Consider the following 17,471-nt stretch of genomic DNA (forward strand, 5'->3'; position numbering starts at 1 on the left):
CCCCTTGGACCCCTCTATGAGGACATGAGCCTCACCGGTACGCCGTTCCTCTATACGCTGATCGCGCTGTCCGTGGTCGCCGTCGTGCTGCCGCTCGTCCTGTGGTCACGGCTGCGGGGCCCCCGGGCGGTGCGCGGGGCGGCACGGATCCTGATGCTGCTGTTCGCCCAGAGCACCGCAGTCGCCCTCGTCTTCGTGCTGGTCAACAACCAGAACAACCTGTACGACAACTGGGCCGACCTGCTCGGCACCGGCAACCATGTCCAGCAGGCCGCCAACCTCGGCGCGGACGGCACCGGCGGGATAGCGCTGAAGAAGCTGCCCCGGGTGCACCAGACGTTCACACCGGCCGACGGACCCGGCATGCACTCGGCGGGCGGCGTACGGGTCACCCAGCTCAAGGGCCGGGTGTCGGGCGTCAACGCGGAGGTCTACGTCTGGCTGCCGCCGCAGTACAACCGGCCGGCCTACCGGAATCACAGATTCCCGGTGGTGGAGCTGCTGTCGGGCTACCCCGGCTCGGCGAAGGCGTGGTTCGGCGCGCTGAAGGCCCATGAGCAGCTGCTGCCGCTGATGCGCAGCGGGCAGGTCGCGCCGTTCATCCTGGTGGCGCCGCGCACCAATCTGCTCGCCGGAGTGGACACCGGCTGCGCCAATGTGCCCGGCACCGTGAACGCGGACAGCTGGCTCAGCATCGACGTGCCCCGGATGGTGACGGACAACTTCCGCGCGATGCGCGCCCCGAACGGCTGGGCGACGGCCGGCTACTCGGCGGGCGCGCACTGCGCGGTGAAACTCGCCGTCGCGCACCCGGACCGCTACCGGGCCGCGATCGGCATGTCCGGCTACAACGACCCGATCGGTGAGCGGAACTCCCTCGCCGCCCAGACGCCCGCCCTGCGCGCCGCCAACAACCCCTATCTGCTGCTGCGCAAGGCGCACACCCCGCCCCGGATCGCGCTGTACATCTCCGGTCAGCCGCGCGACGGCTACGAGGCGGGCATGGCACTGGAGCAGAGCGCGAAGGCGCCGACGACGGTGCATGTCGTCTTCGTCCCGTCGAGCGCGGGCGGGCACACCATGGCGCTGTGGCGGCCCCAGGTGGTGCCGTCGTTCAGCTGGCTGACCCAGCAGCTGGGGCTGTCCCGCGCGACGGGCGACGGGGCCGGGAACGGGGTGCCGAACGACGGGGCGAACGGGGCTACTGCTCCTCGGTCACGGTCGACCGGCGGTGCCACGCACGCGGCGCTCGCCAGTGGTACCGCATCGCAAGCAGGCGCAGCACAAAAGCGGTGACCGCCGCGAGCCCGATGGTGACCGGGCTCAGCAGCCCGTAGTGGATGCACAGCACCACCATGGTGGCGCCGACGATCGCTGGGACCGCGTACAGATCGCGGTCCCAGCGCAGCAGCGACGGCACCTCGTTGGCGAGTATGTCCCGCAGCACACCGCCGCCGACGGCGGTGGCCAGGCCCAGGGCCGCCGAGGAGGTGAGGTTGAGCCCGTAGTCGTACGCCTTGGTCGTCCCGGCGACGCAGAAGAGGCCGAGGCCGGCCGCGTCGAAGACGTTGACTCCGACCTGGATGCGCTCCACCTGGGGGTGGAGGAAGAACACCAGCAGCGCCGCGAACAGCGGTGTGATGAAGTACCCCAGGTCCGTGAAGGCCGCCGGGGGCACCGCCCCGATCATCACGTCACGGAACAGCCCGCCGCCCAGCGCGGTGACCTCGGCGAGCACGGCGATGCCGAAGACGTCGAAGTTCTTGCGGACGGCCAGCAGCGCCCCGGAGATGGCGAACACGAAGATGCCGATCACATCGATGGTGTGCTGGACGTCGGGGCTGAAGAGCTGTTCTTGTTGCTGTAGCACAGGGATATTTTCACCCATATGCAGCACAGGGATTTTCACCCGTACACGGCACACCCGTACACAGCGCTCCCGAACACAGCACAGGGCCGCCGCGGGTGTGCGGCGGCCCTGTGCCGGTCAGGAGTTCCGTGACCTACTTGTCGGTCGGCTCGGCCGACTCGGCCGACTCCTCCTGCGCGGTGCGCTTCTCGGCAGGCTCGGCGGCCTCGGGCTCGGCCTCTGCAGCCCCGGCCTCCGGCTCGGCCTGAGCCTCAGCAGCGGCCTCGGCCTCGGCTTCAGCAGCGACATCGGCCTCCGCAGCCACCGCCGTGTCCGCCTCATGCACCAACTCCGCCGCCTCCTTGGCCTCCGTCAGCAGGACGGTGTCCCGCGGCGCCAGGTCCTCGAAGTTCTCGGGGTGGTGGCAGGCGACCCGCTGACCGGGCTTCAGCTCGATGAGCTGCGGCTCGGTCGTCCGGCAGATCTCCGTGGCCTTCCAGCACCGGGTGTGGAACCGGCAGCCGCTCGGCGGGGCGATCGGCGAGGGCACGTCGCCGCGCAGCAGGATGCGCTCGCTCTTGCCGCCCTGGCGCTTCGGGTCCGGCACCGGCACGGCCGACATCAGGGCCTTGGTGTACGGGTGCATCGGCGCCTCGTACAGCGAGGTGCGGTCGGCCAGTTCGACGATCTTGCCGAGGTACATCACCGCGATACGGTCCGAGACGTGCCGGACCACGGAGAGGTCGTGCGCGATGATCACGTACGTCAGGCCGAGCTCCTGCTGGAGGTCGTCCATGAGGTTGACCACCTGCGCCTGGATGGACACGTCGAGCGCGGAGACCGGCTCGTCGGCCACGACCAGCTTCGGCTTGAGGGCCAGGGCGCGGGCGATGCCGATGCGCTGGCGCTGGCCGCCGGAGAACTCGTGCGGGTAGCGGTTGTAGTGCTCGGGGCTGAGGCCCACCAGCTCCAGGAGGCGCTGGACCTCCTTCTTGATGCCGCCCTCGGGCTCCACGCCCTGGAGCCGGAAGGGCGCCGAGACGATCGAGCCGATGGTGTGACGCGGGTTCAGGGAGCCGTACGGGTCCTGGAAGATCATCTGGATGTCGCGGCGCAGCGGGCGCATCTTCCCGGTGCTCAGGTGCGTGATGTCCCGGCCCTCGAAGTGGATCGTGCCGCCCGTCGGGTCCTGGAGGCGGGTGATGACCCGGCCCATGGTCGACTTGCCGCAGCCGGACTCGCCGACGACGCCGAGGGTCTCGCCCTTGCGGACCTCGAAGTCGATGCCGTCGACGGCCTTCACGGCGCCGACCTGGCGCTGGAGGATCCCCTTCTTGATGGGGAAGTGCTTCTTCAGGCCCTCGACCTTGAGCAGCACCTCGGCGTCCTTGGGACCCTTGCGTCCCTCGGCGGCCGGTGACTGCTGCGGGATCACGGCCTCACCGGCGCCTTCCGTCTTCTTGGTCTCACTCACAGCTTCGGCGCAATCTCTTCGGTCCAGATCCGCGTGCGGTCCTCCGCCGAGAGGTGGCAGGCGGACCAGTGGCCGGTGCTCACCTGCTGCAACTCGGGGCGCACCGTGCGGGTGACGTTCCCCTTGGGGATGTCCGCGTAGGGGCAGCGCGGGTGGAAGGCGCAACCGGACGGGACGTTGATGAGGCTCGGCGGCTGGCCCTTGACCGGGGTGAGCCGGTCGGAGGTCTCGCGGTCGATGCGGGGCATCGAGCCGAGCAGGCCCCAGGTGTACGGGTGCTGCGGCTGCTCGAAGATGTCGCCGACCGGGCCGCGTTCCACGCACCGGCCGCCGTACATCACAAGGACGTCGTCGGCGATCTCGGCGACCACGCCGAGGTCGTGCGTGATGAGGATGACCGCGGAGCCGAACTCCTTCTGGAGGTCGCGGATCAGGTCGAGGATCTGCGCCTGGACGGTCACGTCGAGGGCGGTGGTCGGCTCGTCCGCGATGAGCAGCTCGGGGTTGTTTACCAGGGCCATGGCGATCATGGCGCGCTGGCGCATACCGCCGGAGAACTCGTGCGGGTAGCCGTCGACCCGCTTGGCGGGCTCGGGGATGCCGACGCGGTCGAGCATCTCGATGGCGCGCTTGCGGGCGACCTTCTTGCTGACGTCGTGGTGGACCCGGTAGGCCTCGACGATCTGGTCGCCGACCTTGTAGTACGGGTGCATCGCGGACAGCGGGTCCTGGAAGATCATCGCCATCTCGCGACCGCGCAGCCTGCGGACCTCGCCCGGGGAGGCGCCCACGAGCTCATTGCCGTCCAGCCAGATCTCGCCGGACATCTGGACGTTCTTGCCGCGGGCGCCGAGCCGGTGCAGGCCCATGATGGCGAGCGAGCTGACGGACTTCCCGGAGCCGGACTCGCCGACGATGCTGAGGGTCTTGCCCTTCTCCAGCTGGAAGCTGAGCCCGTCGACGGACTTGACGAGGCCGTCGTCAGTCGGGAAGTGCACCTTGAGGTCACGGACTTCGAGGAAGGCGCTCGGGGCCTTGGAGGGCGAGCCGGTGGGCTCGCCGACAGCGGCGCCGGTCTTGGAGAGTTCGGTCACGAGAGCCTCACCCTCGGGTCGGCGGCGGCGTAGAGCACGTCCACCAGGAGGTTTGCGATGACGACGAAGGCGGCTGCGAGCAGGGTCACGCCGAGGATCTTGGGCAGGTCGTTGTCGGTGATGCCCTGTACCGCGTACTGGCCGACGCCGTGCAACGAGAACACGGTTTCGGTGATCACGGCACCGCCGAGCAGCAGACCGAGGTCCATGCCGAAGACGGTGATGATCGGGGTGAGAGCGGCCCGTAGTCCGTGCCGGGTCACCACGGTGCGCTCCCGCAGGCCCTTGGCGCGGGCCGTGCGGATGAAGTCCTCGTTCATCGTCTCCAGCATGCCCGAGCGGGTGAGCCGCGCGTAGATGGCGGAGTACAGGAGGGCGAGCGAGCACCACGCGGGGAAGAGGGTGTTGGCCCACTGGGCGGGGTTCTCGGTGAACGGGACGTAGGTGCGGCCGAAGATCGGCCACTGATAGGTGAAGAGCAGCAGTGCCAGGTTGCCCGTGAAGAACATGGGCAGCGAGACACCGGCGAGCGCGACACCCATGAAGGTGCGGTCGAAGAACGAGCGCGGCTTCAGCGCGGAGATGACACCGATGGTCACACCGGAGACCAGCCACATCACGGCCGCGCCCGCCGCCAGCGAGGCGGTGACGGGGATGCGGGAGGTGAGGTCGGGCCAGACCGCCTGGTGGGTCTTGAAGGAGTAGCCGAAGCACGGCGCGTCGCAGTGCGCGGTGGTGGGGCCGAGGTCGTAGGTGGCGCCGGAGACGATCCCCTTGATGAAGTGCCAGTACTGGACATAGACGGGCTGGTCCAGACCGAGGTTGTGCTTGACCGCTACGACGTCCGCCTTCGACGGGCTCTTGCCGATGTACTGCTGCGCCAGCTGGTCCGCTGTCTGGCCGGCGAGTCGCGGCAGGAGGAAGAAGATGGCAAAAGTGACCGCTGAGACGATCAGCAGCAGGATCACTGCCGCGAACGTCCGGCGGAGGATGTACGAGATCACGGGGATCGGCGCTGGTGCCCGCGGGCCTCGCGGCCCGCGGGCACCAATGCCTTCACCTGCCTTCCGGGGCTGCTACTTCGACTCGACGCCGATGTTGAGGTAGTCGTACTGGCCGCTGAAGGCCGCCGTGGACACCAGGTTGGTGGCCTTCGGGCGGGCCAGCAGGACCTTGAAGTAGGTCAGCGGCACGAGGACGGCGTCGTCCATCGTCTTCTTGTCGATCTCCGTGTACAGGGCGTTGCGCGCGGTGGTGTCCTGCGTCGCGATCGCCTTCGACAGGAGGTTGTTGACGTCCTTGTTGTCGTACTGCGACAGGTTGGTGTTACCGGAGGCACCGATGGCGCTGCCGTTCAGGATCTGCTGCAGGAAGCCGTAGCCGGACGGCCAGTCGGCGCCCCACTGCATCATGATCAGGCCGATGTTCTGCTTCTCGGTGAACTTCGGGACACCCGCGTAGTCGGTGAAGTACTTGCCCGACGGGTACTGCTTGAGGGTGGCGTTGATGCCGACCTTCTTCAGGGAGTTGATGATCGCCGTGGCGGCGTCGACCTCCTGCGGACGGTCGGAACGGGCCGAGATGTTGGTGCTGATGGCCGTCTTGCCGCAGGCCTTCAGCTGCTCCTTGGCCTTGGCGGTGTCGCCCTTGCTGCCGGTGGAGGCGTAGACGTCCGACTTCGAGTAGCCGGGGATGTCCGGCGGGAGGACGGTGGTGGCGACGTCACCGCGGACCGGACCGCCCTCGGCGGTCTGGACGGAGACCTTGTCGATCGCGTACTGCACGGCCTTGCGGCAGGCGACGTTGTCGAACGGCTTCACCTTGGTGTTGATCGCCATGTAGACCAGGCGGCCACCGTAGGTGTTGTCGGAGTTCGCCTTCTTGGCGGAGTCCGTGAGGATCTGCGCCTGGGTCGCGGCCTGGACGCCGGTGCCACCGAGGTCTATCGCGTCGCCGGCGAGGACGTCCTTGTCGATCGTCTCGGCGTTGACCTTCAGGTTGACGACGATCTTGTCCGGCAGCTGCTTGCGCAGCGGGTCGGTCTTCGGGTCCCAGTTCTCGTTGCGCACGAGGACGGCGCTCTTGCCCTCGGAGTAGCTCTGGAACTTGTACGAGCCCGAGGACACGATGTTCTTGACGTAGTCGACGCCGTTGTCCTTGGACTGCGGGACCGGGGCCGTCTGCGGGGCGGCGACCAGGTAGTCGAACTCCTGGAAGGCCTGCTTCAGGTGGAAGACGACCGTCGTGTCGTCCGGGGTCTCGATGGAGGACAGGCCCTTGGCGCTCTTGTCCTTGTAGGGGCCCTTGTACTTGGCGCTGTCGGCCATGAACACCTGGAAGTAGTTCGGGCCGAGGGAGAGCACGTCACGCGCGAAGTTGGAGCGCTCGACGGCGTACTTGACGTCCTTCGAGGTGATCGCCGTGCCGTCCTGGTACTTCAGGCCGCTGCGCAGCTTGTACGTCCAGGTCTTGCCGCCGTCGCTCGGCACACCCTTGCTGGCCGCGAGGTCGGGGACCAGGGTGTTGCCCTTGGAACCGGCACCGGGCTGGAAGGTCATCAGCGGGCGGGCGTAGAGCCGGCTGAGGTTGTACATGTACGCGTAGTACGTGTTGCCGGGGTCGAAGGAGTCCGGAACGTCGGACAGCTCGTAGGTGAGCGTCCCGCCCTTCTTCGAGGAGGCGTTGACCACGTCCTTGGTAGCGGCGTTGGCAGCGGCGGAGCCGGAGCCGTTGTCGTTAGAGTTGTCATCGGCCTTGCTGCAGCCTGCGACCAGCAGACTCGCACTTCCGATGGCCGCAATGGCGGCCAGCGCTGACCTTCGCATGATGGGCTGGTTCCCCTTCATTGTCGGAAACTTTGTCAGGCTCTCTGCGGCAGGCGTCAGCGGCTGCGCGGGTCGAGAGCATCACGGAGACCGTCGCCCAGCAGGTTGAACGCCAGGACGGTCACAAAAATGGCGAGGCCGGGCACGATCATGTACTGGGGGTCGACCTGGTAGTACGTGACCGCGTCCCGGAGCATGCCGCCCCAGGACGCCTGGGGCGGCTGGATGCCGACGCCGAGGAAGCTCAGGGAAGCCTCGAAGAGGATGTTGGTCGGGATCAGCAGCGTCGAGTAGACGATGATCGGACCGACCAGGTTGGGCATCAGCTCCCGGAACACGATGTACGGGCCCTTGGCGCCCATGCCCCGGGATGCGTCGATGAACTCACGCTCGCGCAGGGCCAGGGTCTGGCCGCGCACGATACGGCCCAGGTAGGGCCAGTTGAAGAAGCCGATGACGAAGATCAGCACGCTGAGGTGCAGCGGCAGCCCGTTGAGGCCGAACGCACCGCCCTGCAGGGTCGCGGAGATGGCGATCGCGAAGAGCAGCAGCGGGAAGGCCAGGAAGATGTCCATCAGACGGCTGATGAACGTGTCGGTGCGCCCGCCGTAGTAGCCGGCGACGACACCGAGGATGGCGCCGATCACGTTGGACAGCACCGTGGCGCCGAAGGCGACCACCAGTGACACCCAGGAGCCCTCCAGGATGCGGGTGGCGATGTCGCGGCCGAACTTCGGGTCGACGCCCAGCGGGTGCTCCAGGCTCATACCGCCCCAGCCGCTCTTGGGCAGCGAGGTGTCGGGGCTGATCAGGTCCTGGTGGAAGGCGTTCGGGTCCAGGCCGAACATGGACTGGATCGGGCGGGACAGGACCGCGAGCAGGATCAGCAGGATGACGATGACGCCGCCAACGACGGCAACTCTGTCCTTTTTGAACCGAGTCCAGGCGATCTGTCCAAGGGAACGGCCCTCGATCTGCCCCTTACCGGCACCCTCGAGGACAGCTTCTGGCTGTGCCTCGGCTGCCGCCCCGGTGGTCTCGATCGGTGCGGTCACTGTGACCAGACCCCTCTCGCCGGTGGTGACCGGCTGCGCCTGCCGCTCTGTGCGGGTTTGTCGTCTTACTTAGTCCACGGGGTCAGAGGACCCTATGTGCTTGAACCGGGAGTCTTCAGCGTGGTTGCGATCACCCGCCAGATCTGACGGAGAATGTATGCGCAACCGTGATGCACTGCTGGGGATTCCGTTATCCGAACGCTGGGTAGCGCGTACCGGATGTGGAGCAGTTGGCGACTCAACGGCAATTCGGCACGCTTCGGACACGTCACTGTGTCTACGTGCGTAGAGAAAGTGTTTGCTGAGTGAATCTTACGGCCGATTCGAAAAGGTATTGACCACCCCAGGGCTCCCACCGACGGCCGGACGGCGCGAAAAGGGGTTGCACCGGGACTGACCAGATCGTATAGCGGCAGCCCGCAGGCTCGGTCACGGGCGCGGTCCGAGGGAGGGCAGTGGCATGAAATCCGGCGGATACGCGTGCGCGATTATCGGAATGCAGAAGTCCCGTCAATACCCGTCTCACATTGCGGGCAATGGCCTTATCGAAGAAGGCGCGTCAATAGGACTCAGATGGGGATTCTGCCAGGTGAGGTGGGGGTTGGGGGCCACGTGAGGGCGCGGTGGGGGGCGAGCTGCGTCAACAGGTGCGGAGGGGGCCCGGCCCAACCCCGGAACCTTTCTACGGCGTGACGCATCTCCACGTTGCGCCGCTTCGGGCGGGCTTGACGGGTGGCGGCGGCGTCCTGTGTCCCTACGGCGTCCCGCCACACATCCCGACGGCGTCACGTGTCCCGAGGGCAAGGGCCCACCCCCGTGAGCTGTGCCTACGCGTCGGCCGCGAGGGAGCCGTAGGGGCGGCACAAAGCGCCCCGGAGGCGACCGAGCAAACAGAACAGGAGGGGTCAGTAACCGCCAGCCGGCGGGAACCCGTACCCCGTCCCCGCGGCGGCCCCCGCGCCCGCCCCGCCATGGGCCTCACGGTCATAGAACGGCCGGGCATTGGCGCGCAGCCACATCACCACCGGGTCGAAGTCGTCCGACATGGCCACCGTGGACACCGGCAGCCCGTCGGGCACGGCGCCGATGGACTGCTGCATCATCGCCCGCACGGAGTCGACCGAGGGCGGCGAGGTGTCGTAGACGTCGAGGCCGATGGCCAGGTAGGGCGCGCCGAGGGCGGGCTGTACCCAGGCGCGGCGCAGGGAGCGGAGGGCCGGGGTGCGGTGGGCGTTCTGGGTGAGGAGGGCGTAGAACTGAGGGATGGCGATGCCGGGTTCCGACAGCCGCAGGGGTCCGGCGGGCTGGCGGTCGAGGCCGGTGGCGATACGGCGGAGGTCGGGCCACGGGACGCCGACACCGCCCCCGGGGGCGTGCGGGTTGAGCCAGAGGCCGTAGTGGTCGGGGTAGAGGGTGCGGGCGACGTCGAGTCCGTCGACGACCTCGTACGACCGGCTCCAGCCGCTGGCCGACAGTTCCTGGGCGGAGGTGACGCAGGGCGCGTAGCCGTAGCCGCCGACCTCCATGGTGCCGTACTGGGCGTCCGGGGAGCCGGCCTGACCGTGCCACAGGAGCATCCAGACCTGGCCGGAGGAGGGGCTGGCGAGGGCGCGCAGGAGGGCCTCGTAGGCGTCGTAGCGCCCGGGCGTCACCTGGCGCACCATGTGCTCGACCTGTCCGGTCGCGGTGCCGCTCGCGCTCACCTGTACCGCCCCTCCACTAAGTTGCCCCGGATATGAAACCAGCTTAAGGGCCGGGCGCTCCGCTGAGAGTGCCGTGATGTGGCGTTGTCGTCTGTCGTTCGTCGTCTGCGGCGCCGTCGTGGCTGGTCGTTCCCCCGAGCTCTCAACTTCGTTCGAGTAGGGAGGTACCCCCGTCGCGGCGGAGCCGCATGTCGGTACAGCCCCGCGCCCCTTCAGGGCACTTCAGTCCCCGGAACTGCACAGTTGTCGGGCCGGGCGACGGCCCCCGCGCTACTGGCCGTACTGGTAGAAGGGGCGTACGTGTTGCTTCAGCCAGTCGCCGACGGGGTCCTGGGCCACGTCGAGGAGGACGAGGTTGACCGGCCAGGGGACGGCGACGCGGCCGAGGGCGCGGCCGAGGGCGTCGAGCGGGAGTTCCCGCAGTTCGCCCTCCCACTGGGTGAGTTCGACGCCGATGAACATGACGGGGTCGGCGGTCTCGATGACGGCGAGGCAGCGCCGGGCGCTGAGGACGACGCCCGTGGCGCCGAACTCGGCGGATGCGGCGGCGAGGAACTCGACCGGGTCGTCCTGCCAGTCGGGTTCGAAGAGACGGACACGGCCGCCGCCGGTCGGTCCGTCGAGTTCGGTACGGCCGCTGCGGGCGACCTCGGCGACGGCGGCCGGGGGCAGGGGCACACCGACGACGCCGTCCGGGTTGAGGGCGAGGCCGATCTGGGCGGGCAGCCCGCGGGCGAACTCGGTGGCGGGCGCGACGGTGAACGACATATGGGAGCCGACGACCTGGCGGAACTGCTCCTCCGAGCTGAACACCGGGACGTACGCCTGGCCGGCGATCTCCATGGTGGGCAGGTCGAGGGGGCCGCTCTGCGGGCCGCCGCCGTTGGGCAGGGGCACCCAGAGGAAGCTGCGGCCGAGGACCTCGACGACACGGCCGGCGGCCGAGGGTACGCCGAGGGAGGCGGAGAGCACCTCCTCCAGTTCGTTGCCGGGCCAACCGCCGTGCGGATGGGGGTGTGTCTGCGCCGGGTAGTCCGCGGGAAAGTCCGCCGCCGGGAAGTCCATCTGTTCTACCGCCTGCTGGGGTCCACTGCTGTGGCTGAAAGGCTAGCGGGTGCCGGGCCCGGGTCCGGCCGGGTCGGTCCGTTCACCCCACTCACCCCATTCATCCCGCGACGGTCACCCGCCTCATCCCGCGAAGGTCACCCGCCTCATCCCGCGAAGGTCACCCGTCGCAGCGCGTCCACCGCGTCCCGGTCGAGGAGCACCGCCGCGCCGCAGCCCTCGGGCAGGTCACCGCGTTCCACGGCGTGCAGCAGCCGGGCGGTGGCGCGCCGGTGGCGCAGGAAGGCGTAGCGCGAGACGCCCCGGCCGCGGTCGAGCTGGCCCTGGAGGGCGGTGTCCGGGGTGACGTCGAGGAGCAGCAGATGCAGGGTGCCGCCCCGGCGCCGGGCCTCGCGGGCCAGCCAGCCGCGGACCCAGGCCTGGCTGCCGCAGTCGTGCACCACGACACCTCGGCCGGTGCGCAGGGCGCTGCGCAGTCCGGCGTAGTGGGCGAGACGGACCACAGGGCGGTAGAGGGCGTACGGGAGGCAGCGGGGCAGGCGGTCCGCCCAGCGGTCGCGGGTGTCCTGGGAGTCGACGCGTGTGCCGCGGACCGCGCGGTGCATGAGGGTGGACTTGCCGCTGCCGGGCAGGCCGGTGACGACGACGAGGTCACGGGGGCCGAAGACCAGGCCGTGCGGGCTGTGTCCGGCGCGTTCGCGCAGGTCGCGGACGACCGGCTCGGGGCGCTCGGCGCGGCGCTCGCGGGCGGGGGCGGTGGGCTGTCCCGACAGGGCGACCCCCGTGGTCGTGGCGTATGCGGTCGTCGTCCTTTTCACTGTGGTCTTCACTTACTCGTCCTCCCCTGGACTTCCCTCGGGCCTCTCCCGGGCTTCCCTCGGATGTCCCTCGGGCCTTCCTCGGGCCTTCGCGTACTCCCTTGAGCGTTCCCTGGTTCCCCCCTGGTTGTTCCTTGGGTTCCCCTTGGGTCCCGACGGCGTTGTGCCCCTCGACTGTAAAGAGAAGGTAATCCACAGAGTTCCGCGGCCGGTCCGTAAGGAGCAACAGACGGGTCACAGATGTCGACACACCCTCGCCGCGCATTCCGGCGTCAGCAGCAACACGGCGCTTTACAGGTGTCACCCCCACCATCACCCCGGCATTCAATGCCCGCCGCCGCCGATTGCCTTGCATTGCGACGTCAGTAGCGTCAATCCGGTTCGCAAATGACGGCCCCCTCTCGGCCCACTCTTATCCGGCCATCGCGGGGCGCCGTTTTCCGGCCGCCGCCGGAGCCGATTCCGCTCCCGCGCCCGCCCTGCCGTCCCCCCGGGACGCGTGCGATGATGTCCGCGCCAACTGCATACCGGCCGCTTGAATCCGCGCGGGAGAGTTCCCTGCGGCGCTCGGACAGAGCGCTCCGGGGACGCCGAAGGAGCAAGTCCCTCCCTTGAATCTCTCAGGCCCCGATACCGCGCGGGCGAGGCACATCTGAAAAGCGGGCCGCCGCCGCGGTACTCCGGTACTCCGGCTCCGGCGGCCCCACCCAAGGTGCAAACCGTGGCATGGGCGACCCCCGTGGGGAGCGCCCACGAGTCACGGCGAACCTCTCAGGTTCCGATGACAGATGGGGAGGACGAGGACCGACCCCCGCCCTTGTCATGTCTTGCTTCGCCTTGCCTTTGGAGACGACCGATGAGCAGCACCGACCCTGCCCTGTCCCCTGCCGCCTTTCCCGCCGCCCCCGCGGCTCCGCGCCGTACCGCGCTGGACGCCCTGCACCGCTCGCTCGGCGCGACGATGACCGACTTCGCCGGCTGGGACATGCCGCTGCGCTACGGCTCCGAGCGCGACGAGCACAACGCCGTACGCACCCGGGCCGGACTGTTCGACCTCTCCCACATGGGTGAGATCACGGTGACCGGCACGCAGGCCGGCGCCCTGCTGAACCACGCGCTGGTCGGCGACCTCGCCGCGCTGGCCGTGGGCCGGGCCCGCTACACGATGATCTGCCGGGCCGACGGCGGCATCCTCGACGACCTGATCGTCTACCGGCTCGCCGAGACCGAGTACATGGTGGTCGCCAACGCGTCCAACGCCCAGGTGGTGCTGGACGCGCTGACCGAGCGCTCCACGGGCTTCGACGCCGAGGTGCGCGACGACCGCGACAACTACGCCCTCCTCGCCGTCCAGGGCCCCGAGTCCCCCGGCATCATGAAGTCCCTGACCGACGCCGACCTCGACGGGCTGAAGTACTACGCCGGACTCCCCGGCACCGTCGCCGGTGTCCCGGCACTGATCGCGCGCACCGGGTACACCGGCGAGGACGGCTTCGAACTGTTCGTCGCCCCGGCCGACGCCGTGAAGTTGTGGAAGGCGCTGACCGAGGCGGGCGCGTCGGCCGGTCTGGTCCCGTGCGGTCTCTCCTGCCGTGACACGCTGCGCCTGGAGGCGGGCATGCCGCTGTACGGGCACGAGCTGTCCACCGCGCTCACGCCGTTCGACGCCGGGCTCGGCCGGGTGGTGAAGTTCGGCAAGGAGGGCGCTTTCGTGGGGCGCGAGGCGCTGCTGGCCGCCGCCGAGCGCGCCACCGCGAGCCCGCCGCGCGTCCTGGTCGGCCTGGTCGCCGAGGGCCGCCGGGTGCCGCGCGCCGGGTACCCGGTGGTCGCCGGGGGCGAGGTGATCGGCGAGGTCACCTCCGGGGCGCCGTCCCCGACGCTGGGCAGGCCGATCGCGATGGCCTACGTCGACGCCGCGCACTCGGCGCCGGGCACGGCGGGGGTCGGGGTGGACATCCGCGGCAGCCATGAGCCGTACGAGGTCGTGGCGCTGCCGTTCTACCGGCGCCAGAAGTAGCGATCGGCCTGAGCCGTCTCCACGAGCCTTCTCCGCGAGCCGTCTCCCCGGGGCGCGCCCACCGCGCCCCGGCGGCCCGGGCACAGCCCGCACGGTCGCCTCGATCACTGCTGCCACCACAGTCACCTCTGCCGCCGCAGGCACAGCGGTCACAGCAGGGTCACCACCGGTCACAGTGGTCAGGGTGGTCAGGGTGGTCAGGGTGGTCAGGATGGTCAGGATGGTCGCAGTTATGCCCATCATCGTCTCTGCCGTCACCACGGTCACCGCAGTCCTTCGCGTACAGGAGAATTCACGTCATGAGCAACAACCCCCAGCAGTTCCGCTACAGCAAGGAACACGAGTGGCTGTCGGCCGCCCAGGACGGCGTGTCGACGGTCGGCATCACCGAGCACGCGGCCAACGCCCTCGGTGACGTGGTGTACGTCCAGCTCCCGGCGGTCGGCGACACGGTGACCGCGGGCGAGCCCTGCGGCGAGCTGGAGTCGACGAAGTCGGTGTCCGAGCTGTACGCCCCGGTCACCGGTGAGATCACCGCGGTCAACGAGGACGTGGTGGACGACCCCTCGCTGGTGAACTCCGAACCCTTCGAGGGCGGCTGGCTGTTCAGGGTGCGTGCCGCGTCGGCGCCGGAGGACCTGTTCTCCGCCGACGAGTACACCGCCTACACCGCCGGCGAGGAGTCGTAGCCGCATGTCCGTCCTGAACACGCCGCTGCACGAGCTCGACCCGGAGGTCGCCGCCGCGGTCGACGCCGAGCTGGAGCGCCAGCAGTCCACCCTGGAGATGATCGCCTCCGAGAACTTCGCCCCGCTCGCGGTGATGGAGGCGCAGGGCTCGGTCCTCACCAACAAGTACGCCGAGGGCTACCCCGGACGCCGCTACTACGGCGGCTGCGAGCACGTCGACGTCGCCGAGCAGATCGCCATCGACCGGCTGAAGGAGCTGTTCGGCGCCGAGTACGCCAACGTCCAGCCGCACTCGGGCGCCTCCGCCAACCAGGCGGCCCTGTTCGCGCTGGCCCAGCCCGGCGACACGATCCTGGGCCTGGACCTGGCGCACGGCGGCCACCTCACCCACGGGATGCGGCTGAACTTCTCCGGCAAGCAGTTCGACGTCGTCGCCTACCACGTCGATCCCGGCACCGGTCTGGTCAACATGGCGGAGGTCGAGCAGCTCGCCAAGGAGCACCGGCCGAAGGTGATCATCGCGGGCTGGTCGGCGTACCCGCGGCAGCTCGACTTCGCGGAGTTCCGCCGGATAGCCGACGAGGCCGGGGCGTATCTGTGGGTGGACATGGCGCACTTCGCCGGTCTGGTCGCGGCGGGCCTGCACCCGAACCCGGTCGAGTACGCCGATGTCGTCACCTCCACCACGCACAAGACGCTGGGCGGCCCGCGCGGCGGCATCATCCTCGCGAAGAAGGATTTCGCGAAGAAGCTGAACTCGTCCGTGTTCCCGGGCTTCCAGGGCGGCCCGCTGGAGCATGTGATCGCGGCCAAGGCGGTGTCCTTCAAGGTCGCCGCCTCTCAGGAGTTCAAGGAGCGCCAGCACCGCACGCTGGAGGGCGCGCGGATCCTCGCCGAACGGCTCACCGCGCCGGACGCCCGGGCGGCCGGGGTGAACGTGCTGTCCGGTGGCACCGACGTCCATCTGATCCTGGTCGACCTGCGTGAGTCCGAGCTGGACGGGCAGCAGGCCGAGGACCGGCTCCACGAGGTCGGCATCACCGTCAACCGCAACGCGGTGCCGGACGACCCGCGCCCGCCGATGGTCACGTCGGGCCTGCGCATCGGCACCCCGGCACTGGCCACCCGCGGCTTCACGGCGGAGGACTTCGCCGAGGTCGCGGACGTGATCGCCGAGGCGCTGAAGGCTCCGTCCCCGTTCGGGGCGGACGACGCGGCGGCCCTGCGTGCCCGGGTGACGGCGCTGACCGAGAAGCACCCGCTGTACCCGGAGCTGGGCAAGTAGTCACCCCCGGTTCAACCGCTTTCAAGCGGCACCGCGCACACTGGACACAGCAAGCCTCCTGTGAGCGCGGTGCCGCTCCCTTGATTTCCCGATGTCCCGACGTCCAGATCCCCTGAGTACCTGAGTACCTGATCCACTTGACCCGTATGCGCACCCTCACCCGCATCACCACCCCCCTTCCCGCCCGGAGGAGTCCCGTGGCCATCTCGGTCTTCGACCTGTTCTCGGTCGGTATCGGCCCGTCCAGCTCCCACACGGTGGGCCCGATGCGCGCGGCGCGCATGTTCGCCCGCCGGCTGCGCAACGAGGGGCTGCTGGAGCCGGTGGCCTCGCTGCGCGCGGAGCTGTACGGCTCGCTGGGCGCGACCGGTCACGGGCACGGCACGCCCAAGGCGGTGCTGCTCGGTCTGGAGGGCGTCTCCCCGCGCACGGTCGACGTCGACACGGCCGACGACCGGGTGGAGGCGATCCGGTCGACGGGCCGGATCCGTCTCCTCGGCGACCACGAGATCGCCTTCTCCTGCGACGACGACCTCGTCCTGCACCGCCGCAAGACGCTCCCCTACCACGCGAACGGCATGTCCCTGCGGGCGTACGACGCCTCGGGCGCGGAGCTGCTGGCGAAGACGTACTACTCGGTGGGCGGCGGCTTCGTGGTGGACGAGAACGCGGTGGGCGCCGACCGCATCGTGCTGGACGACGCGGTCCTGAAGTACCCCTTCCGCACCGGTGACGAACTGCTGCGCCGCACCTGGGAGACCGGTCTGTCGATCTCCTCGCTGATGCTGGAGAACGAGCGCGCCTGGCGCACCGAGGAGGAGATCCGCGCGGGCCTGCTGGAGATCTGGCGGGTGATGCGGGAGTGCGTGGCGCGCGGGCTGTCCCGGGAGGGCATCCTGCCGGGCGGGCTGAAGGTGCGCCGCCGTGCGGCGATGACGGCACGTCAACTCCGCGCGGAGGGCGACGCGCTGGCCCGCTCGATGGAGTGGATCACGCTGTACGCGATGGCGGTGAACGAGGAGAACGCGGCGGGCGGCCGGGTGGTCACCGCCCCCACCAACGGCGCGGCCGGGATCATCCCGGCGGTGCTGCATTACTACATCAACTTCGTTCCCGGCGCCGACGAGGAGGGCGTGATCCGCTTCCTCCTCGCCGCGGGCGCGATCGGCATGCTGTTCAAGGAGAACGCGTCCATCTCCGGCGCCGAGGTGGGCTGCCAGGGCGAGGTGGGCTCCGCCTGCTCCATGGCGGCCGGCGCCCTCGCCGAGGTGCTGGGCGGCACCCCGGAACAGGTCGAGAACGCCGCGGAGATCGGCATGGAGCACAACCTCGGCCTCACCTGCGACCCGGTCGGGGGGCTCGTCCAGATCCCCTGCATCGAGCGCAACGGCATGGCCGCGGTGAAGGCGGTCACCGCGGCGCGCATGGCGATGCGCGGGGACGGCTCACACAAGGTGTCCCTGGACAAGGTCATCAAGACCATGAAGGACACCGGCGCGGACATGTCGGTGAAGTACAAGGAGACGGCCCGGGGCGGGCTGGCGGTGAACATCATCGAGTGCTGACACCTCCGGCGGCCGCACGGAATAACAAGTCT

Annotated in this window: 14 protein-coding genes and 1 riboswitch; of the genes, 5 read left to right on the plus strand and 9 right to left on the minus strand. The window is 69.4% G+C overall.

All coding sequences use genetic code 11. The features are described 5' to 3' along the window. Positions 1 to 24 precede the first annotated feature (24 nt). Positions 25 to 1,296 carry an alpha/beta hydrolase gene (locus ACSYGN_RS12000; protein ID WP_460394702.1) on the plus strand — a complete coding sequence of 424 codons (1,272 nt, stop codon included), beginning with the start codon at positions 25 to 27 and terminating at the stop codon, positions 1,294 to 1,296. On the opposite strand, the gene ACSYGN_RS12005 is transcribed toward ACSYGN_RS12000, so the two are convergent. The 9 genes from ACSYGN_RS12005 to ACSYGN_RS12045 all read right to left on the minus strand — a co-directional run bounded on the left by ACSYGN_RS12005 (position 1,202) and on the right by ACSYGN_RS12045 (position 11,895). Continuing rightward, positions 1,202 to 1,870: a trimeric intracellular cation channel family protein gene (locus tag ACSYGN_RS12005; protein WP_460394704.1), complete on the minus strand. Its 669-nt coding sequence runs from the start codon at positions 1,868 to 1,870 to the stop codon at positions 1,202 to 1,204. The genes ACSYGN_RS12000 and ACSYGN_RS12005 overlap by 95 nt on opposite strands. A gap of 133 nt (positions 1,871 to 2,003) precedes the next feature. Beyond that, positions 2,004 to 3,323 carry an ABC transporter ATP-binding protein gene (locus ACSYGN_RS12010; protein ID WP_460394706.1) on the minus strand — a complete coding sequence of 440 codons (1,320 nt, stop codon included), beginning with the start codon at positions 3,321 to 3,323 and terminating at the stop codon, positions 2,004 to 2,006. Then, positions 3,320 to 4,417, minus strand: coding sequence for an ABC transporter ATP-binding protein (locus ACSYGN_RS12015; protein WP_460394708.1), 1,098 nt, complete (start codon positions 4,415 to 4,417; stop codon positions 3,320 to 3,322). Before ACSYGN_RS12015 ends, ACSYGN_RS12010 begins: the two co-directional genes overlap by 4 nt. Beyond that, positions 4,414 to 5,421, minus strand: coding sequence for an ABC transporter permease (locus ACSYGN_RS12020; protein WP_460394710.1), 1,008 nt, complete (start codon positions 5,419 to 5,421; stop codon positions 4,414 to 4,416). The genes ACSYGN_RS12015 and ACSYGN_RS12020 overlap by 4 nt, the downstream gene beginning before the upstream one ends. 72 nt (positions 5,422 to 5,493) lie before the next feature. Beyond that, positions 5,494 to 7,242, minus strand: a complete 1,749-nt coding sequence (locus ACSYGN_RS12025) for an ABC transporter substrate-binding protein (RefSeq protein ID WP_460394712.1) — start codon at positions 7,240 to 7,242, stop codon at positions 5,494 to 5,496. A gap of 56 nt (positions 7,243 to 7,298) precedes the next feature. Further along, complete coding sequence (locus tag ACSYGN_RS12030; protein WP_460394714.1) at positions 7,299 to 8,297, minus strand: ABC transporter permease; 999 nt, start codon at positions 8,295 to 8,297, stop codon at positions 7,299 to 7,301. Between the two features lie 905 nt (positions 8,298 to 9,202). After that, on the minus strand, positions 9,203 to 10,000 hold the full coding sequence (locus ACSYGN_RS12035; protein ID WP_460394716.1) for an enhanced serine sensitivity protein SseB C-terminal domain-containing protein: 798 nt from the start codon (positions 9,998 to 10,000) through the stop codon (positions 9,203 to 9,205). 270 nt (positions 10,001 to 10,270) lie between these two features. Then, on the minus strand, positions 10,271 to 11,065 hold the full coding sequence (locus ACSYGN_RS12040; protein WP_460394718.1) for an enhanced serine sensitivity protein SseB: 795 nt from the start codon (positions 11,063 to 11,065) through the stop codon (positions 10,271 to 10,273). Between the two features lie 146 nt (positions 11,066 to 11,211). Beyond that, positions 11,212 to 11,895: an AAA family ATPase gene (locus ACSYGN_RS12045; protein WP_460394720.1), complete on the minus strand. Its 684-nt coding sequence runs from the start codon at positions 11,893 to 11,895 to the stop codon at positions 11,212 to 11,214. A gap of 524 nt (positions 11,896 to 12,419) precedes the next feature. Beyond that, a riboswitch (glycine riboswitch) is annotated at positions 12,420 to 12,529 on the plus strand. A 210-nt stretch (positions 12,530 to 12,739) separates the two neighbouring features. Between ACSYGN_RS12045 and gcvT the strand changes: the two genes are divergently transcribed. The 4 genes from gcvT to ACSYGN_RS12065 all read left to right on the plus strand — a co-directional run bounded on the left by gcvT (position 12,740) and on the right by ACSYGN_RS12065 (position 17,439). Then, positions 12,740 to 13,900: a glycine cleavage system aminomethyltransferase GcvT gene (gene gcvT, locus ACSYGN_RS12050; RefSeq protein WP_460394722.1), complete on the plus strand. Its 1,161-nt coding sequence runs from the start codon at positions 12,740 to 12,742 to the stop codon at positions 13,898 to 13,900. A gap of 299 nt (positions 13,901 to 14,199) precedes the next feature. Next, positions 14,200 to 14,589, plus strand: coding sequence for a glycine cleavage system protein GcvH (gene gcvH, locus ACSYGN_RS12055; RefSeq protein WP_460394724.1), 390 nt, complete (start codon positions 14,200 to 14,202; stop codon positions 14,587 to 14,589). Between the two features lie 4 nt (positions 14,590 to 14,593). Then, positions 14,594 to 15,874, plus strand: coding sequence for a serine hydroxymethyltransferase (locus tag ACSYGN_RS12060; RefSeq protein WP_460394726.1), 1,281 nt, complete (start codon positions 14,594 to 14,596; stop codon positions 15,872 to 15,874). Positions 15,875 to 16,071: 197 nt separating this feature from the next. After that, a complete protein-coding gene (locus ACSYGN_RS12065) occupies positions 16,072 to 17,439 on the plus strand; it encodes an L-serine ammonia-lyase (protein WP_460394728.1) in 1,368 nt (455 codons plus the stop codon). Positions 17,440 to 17,471: the final 32 nt, after the last annotated feature.

The sequence above is a fragment of the Streptomyces sp. YIM S03343 genome, assembly GCF_054729195.1.

What these genes read in the sequence shown, in the direction of transcription:
- ACSYGN_RS12025 (WP_460394712.1), bottom strand. Translation starts at nt 7,242, where the DNA reads ATGCGAAGGTCAGCGCTGGCCGCCATTGCGGCCATCGGAAGTGCGAGT.
- gcvT (WP_460394722.1), top strand. Translation starts at nt 12,740, where the DNA reads ATGAGCAGCACCGACCCTGCCCTGTCCCCTGCCGCCTTTCCCGCCGCC.
- ACSYGN_RS12060 (WP_460394726.1), top strand. Translation starts at nt 14,594, where the DNA reads ATGTCCGTCCTGAACACGCCGCTGCACGAGCTCGACCCGGAGGTCGCC.
- ACSYGN_RS12000 (WP_460394702.1), top strand. Translation starts at nt 25, where the DNA reads ATGAGCCTCACCGGTACGCCGTTCCTCTATACGCTGATCGCGCTGTCC.
- ACSYGN_RS12040 (WP_460394718.1), bottom strand. Translation starts at nt 11,065, where the DNA reads ATGGACTTCCCGGCGGCGGACTTTCCCGCGGACTACCCGGCGCAGACA.
- gcvH (WP_460394724.1), top strand. Translation starts at nt 14,200, where the DNA reads ATGAGCAACAACCCCCAGCAGTTCCGCTACAGCAAGGAACACGAGTGG.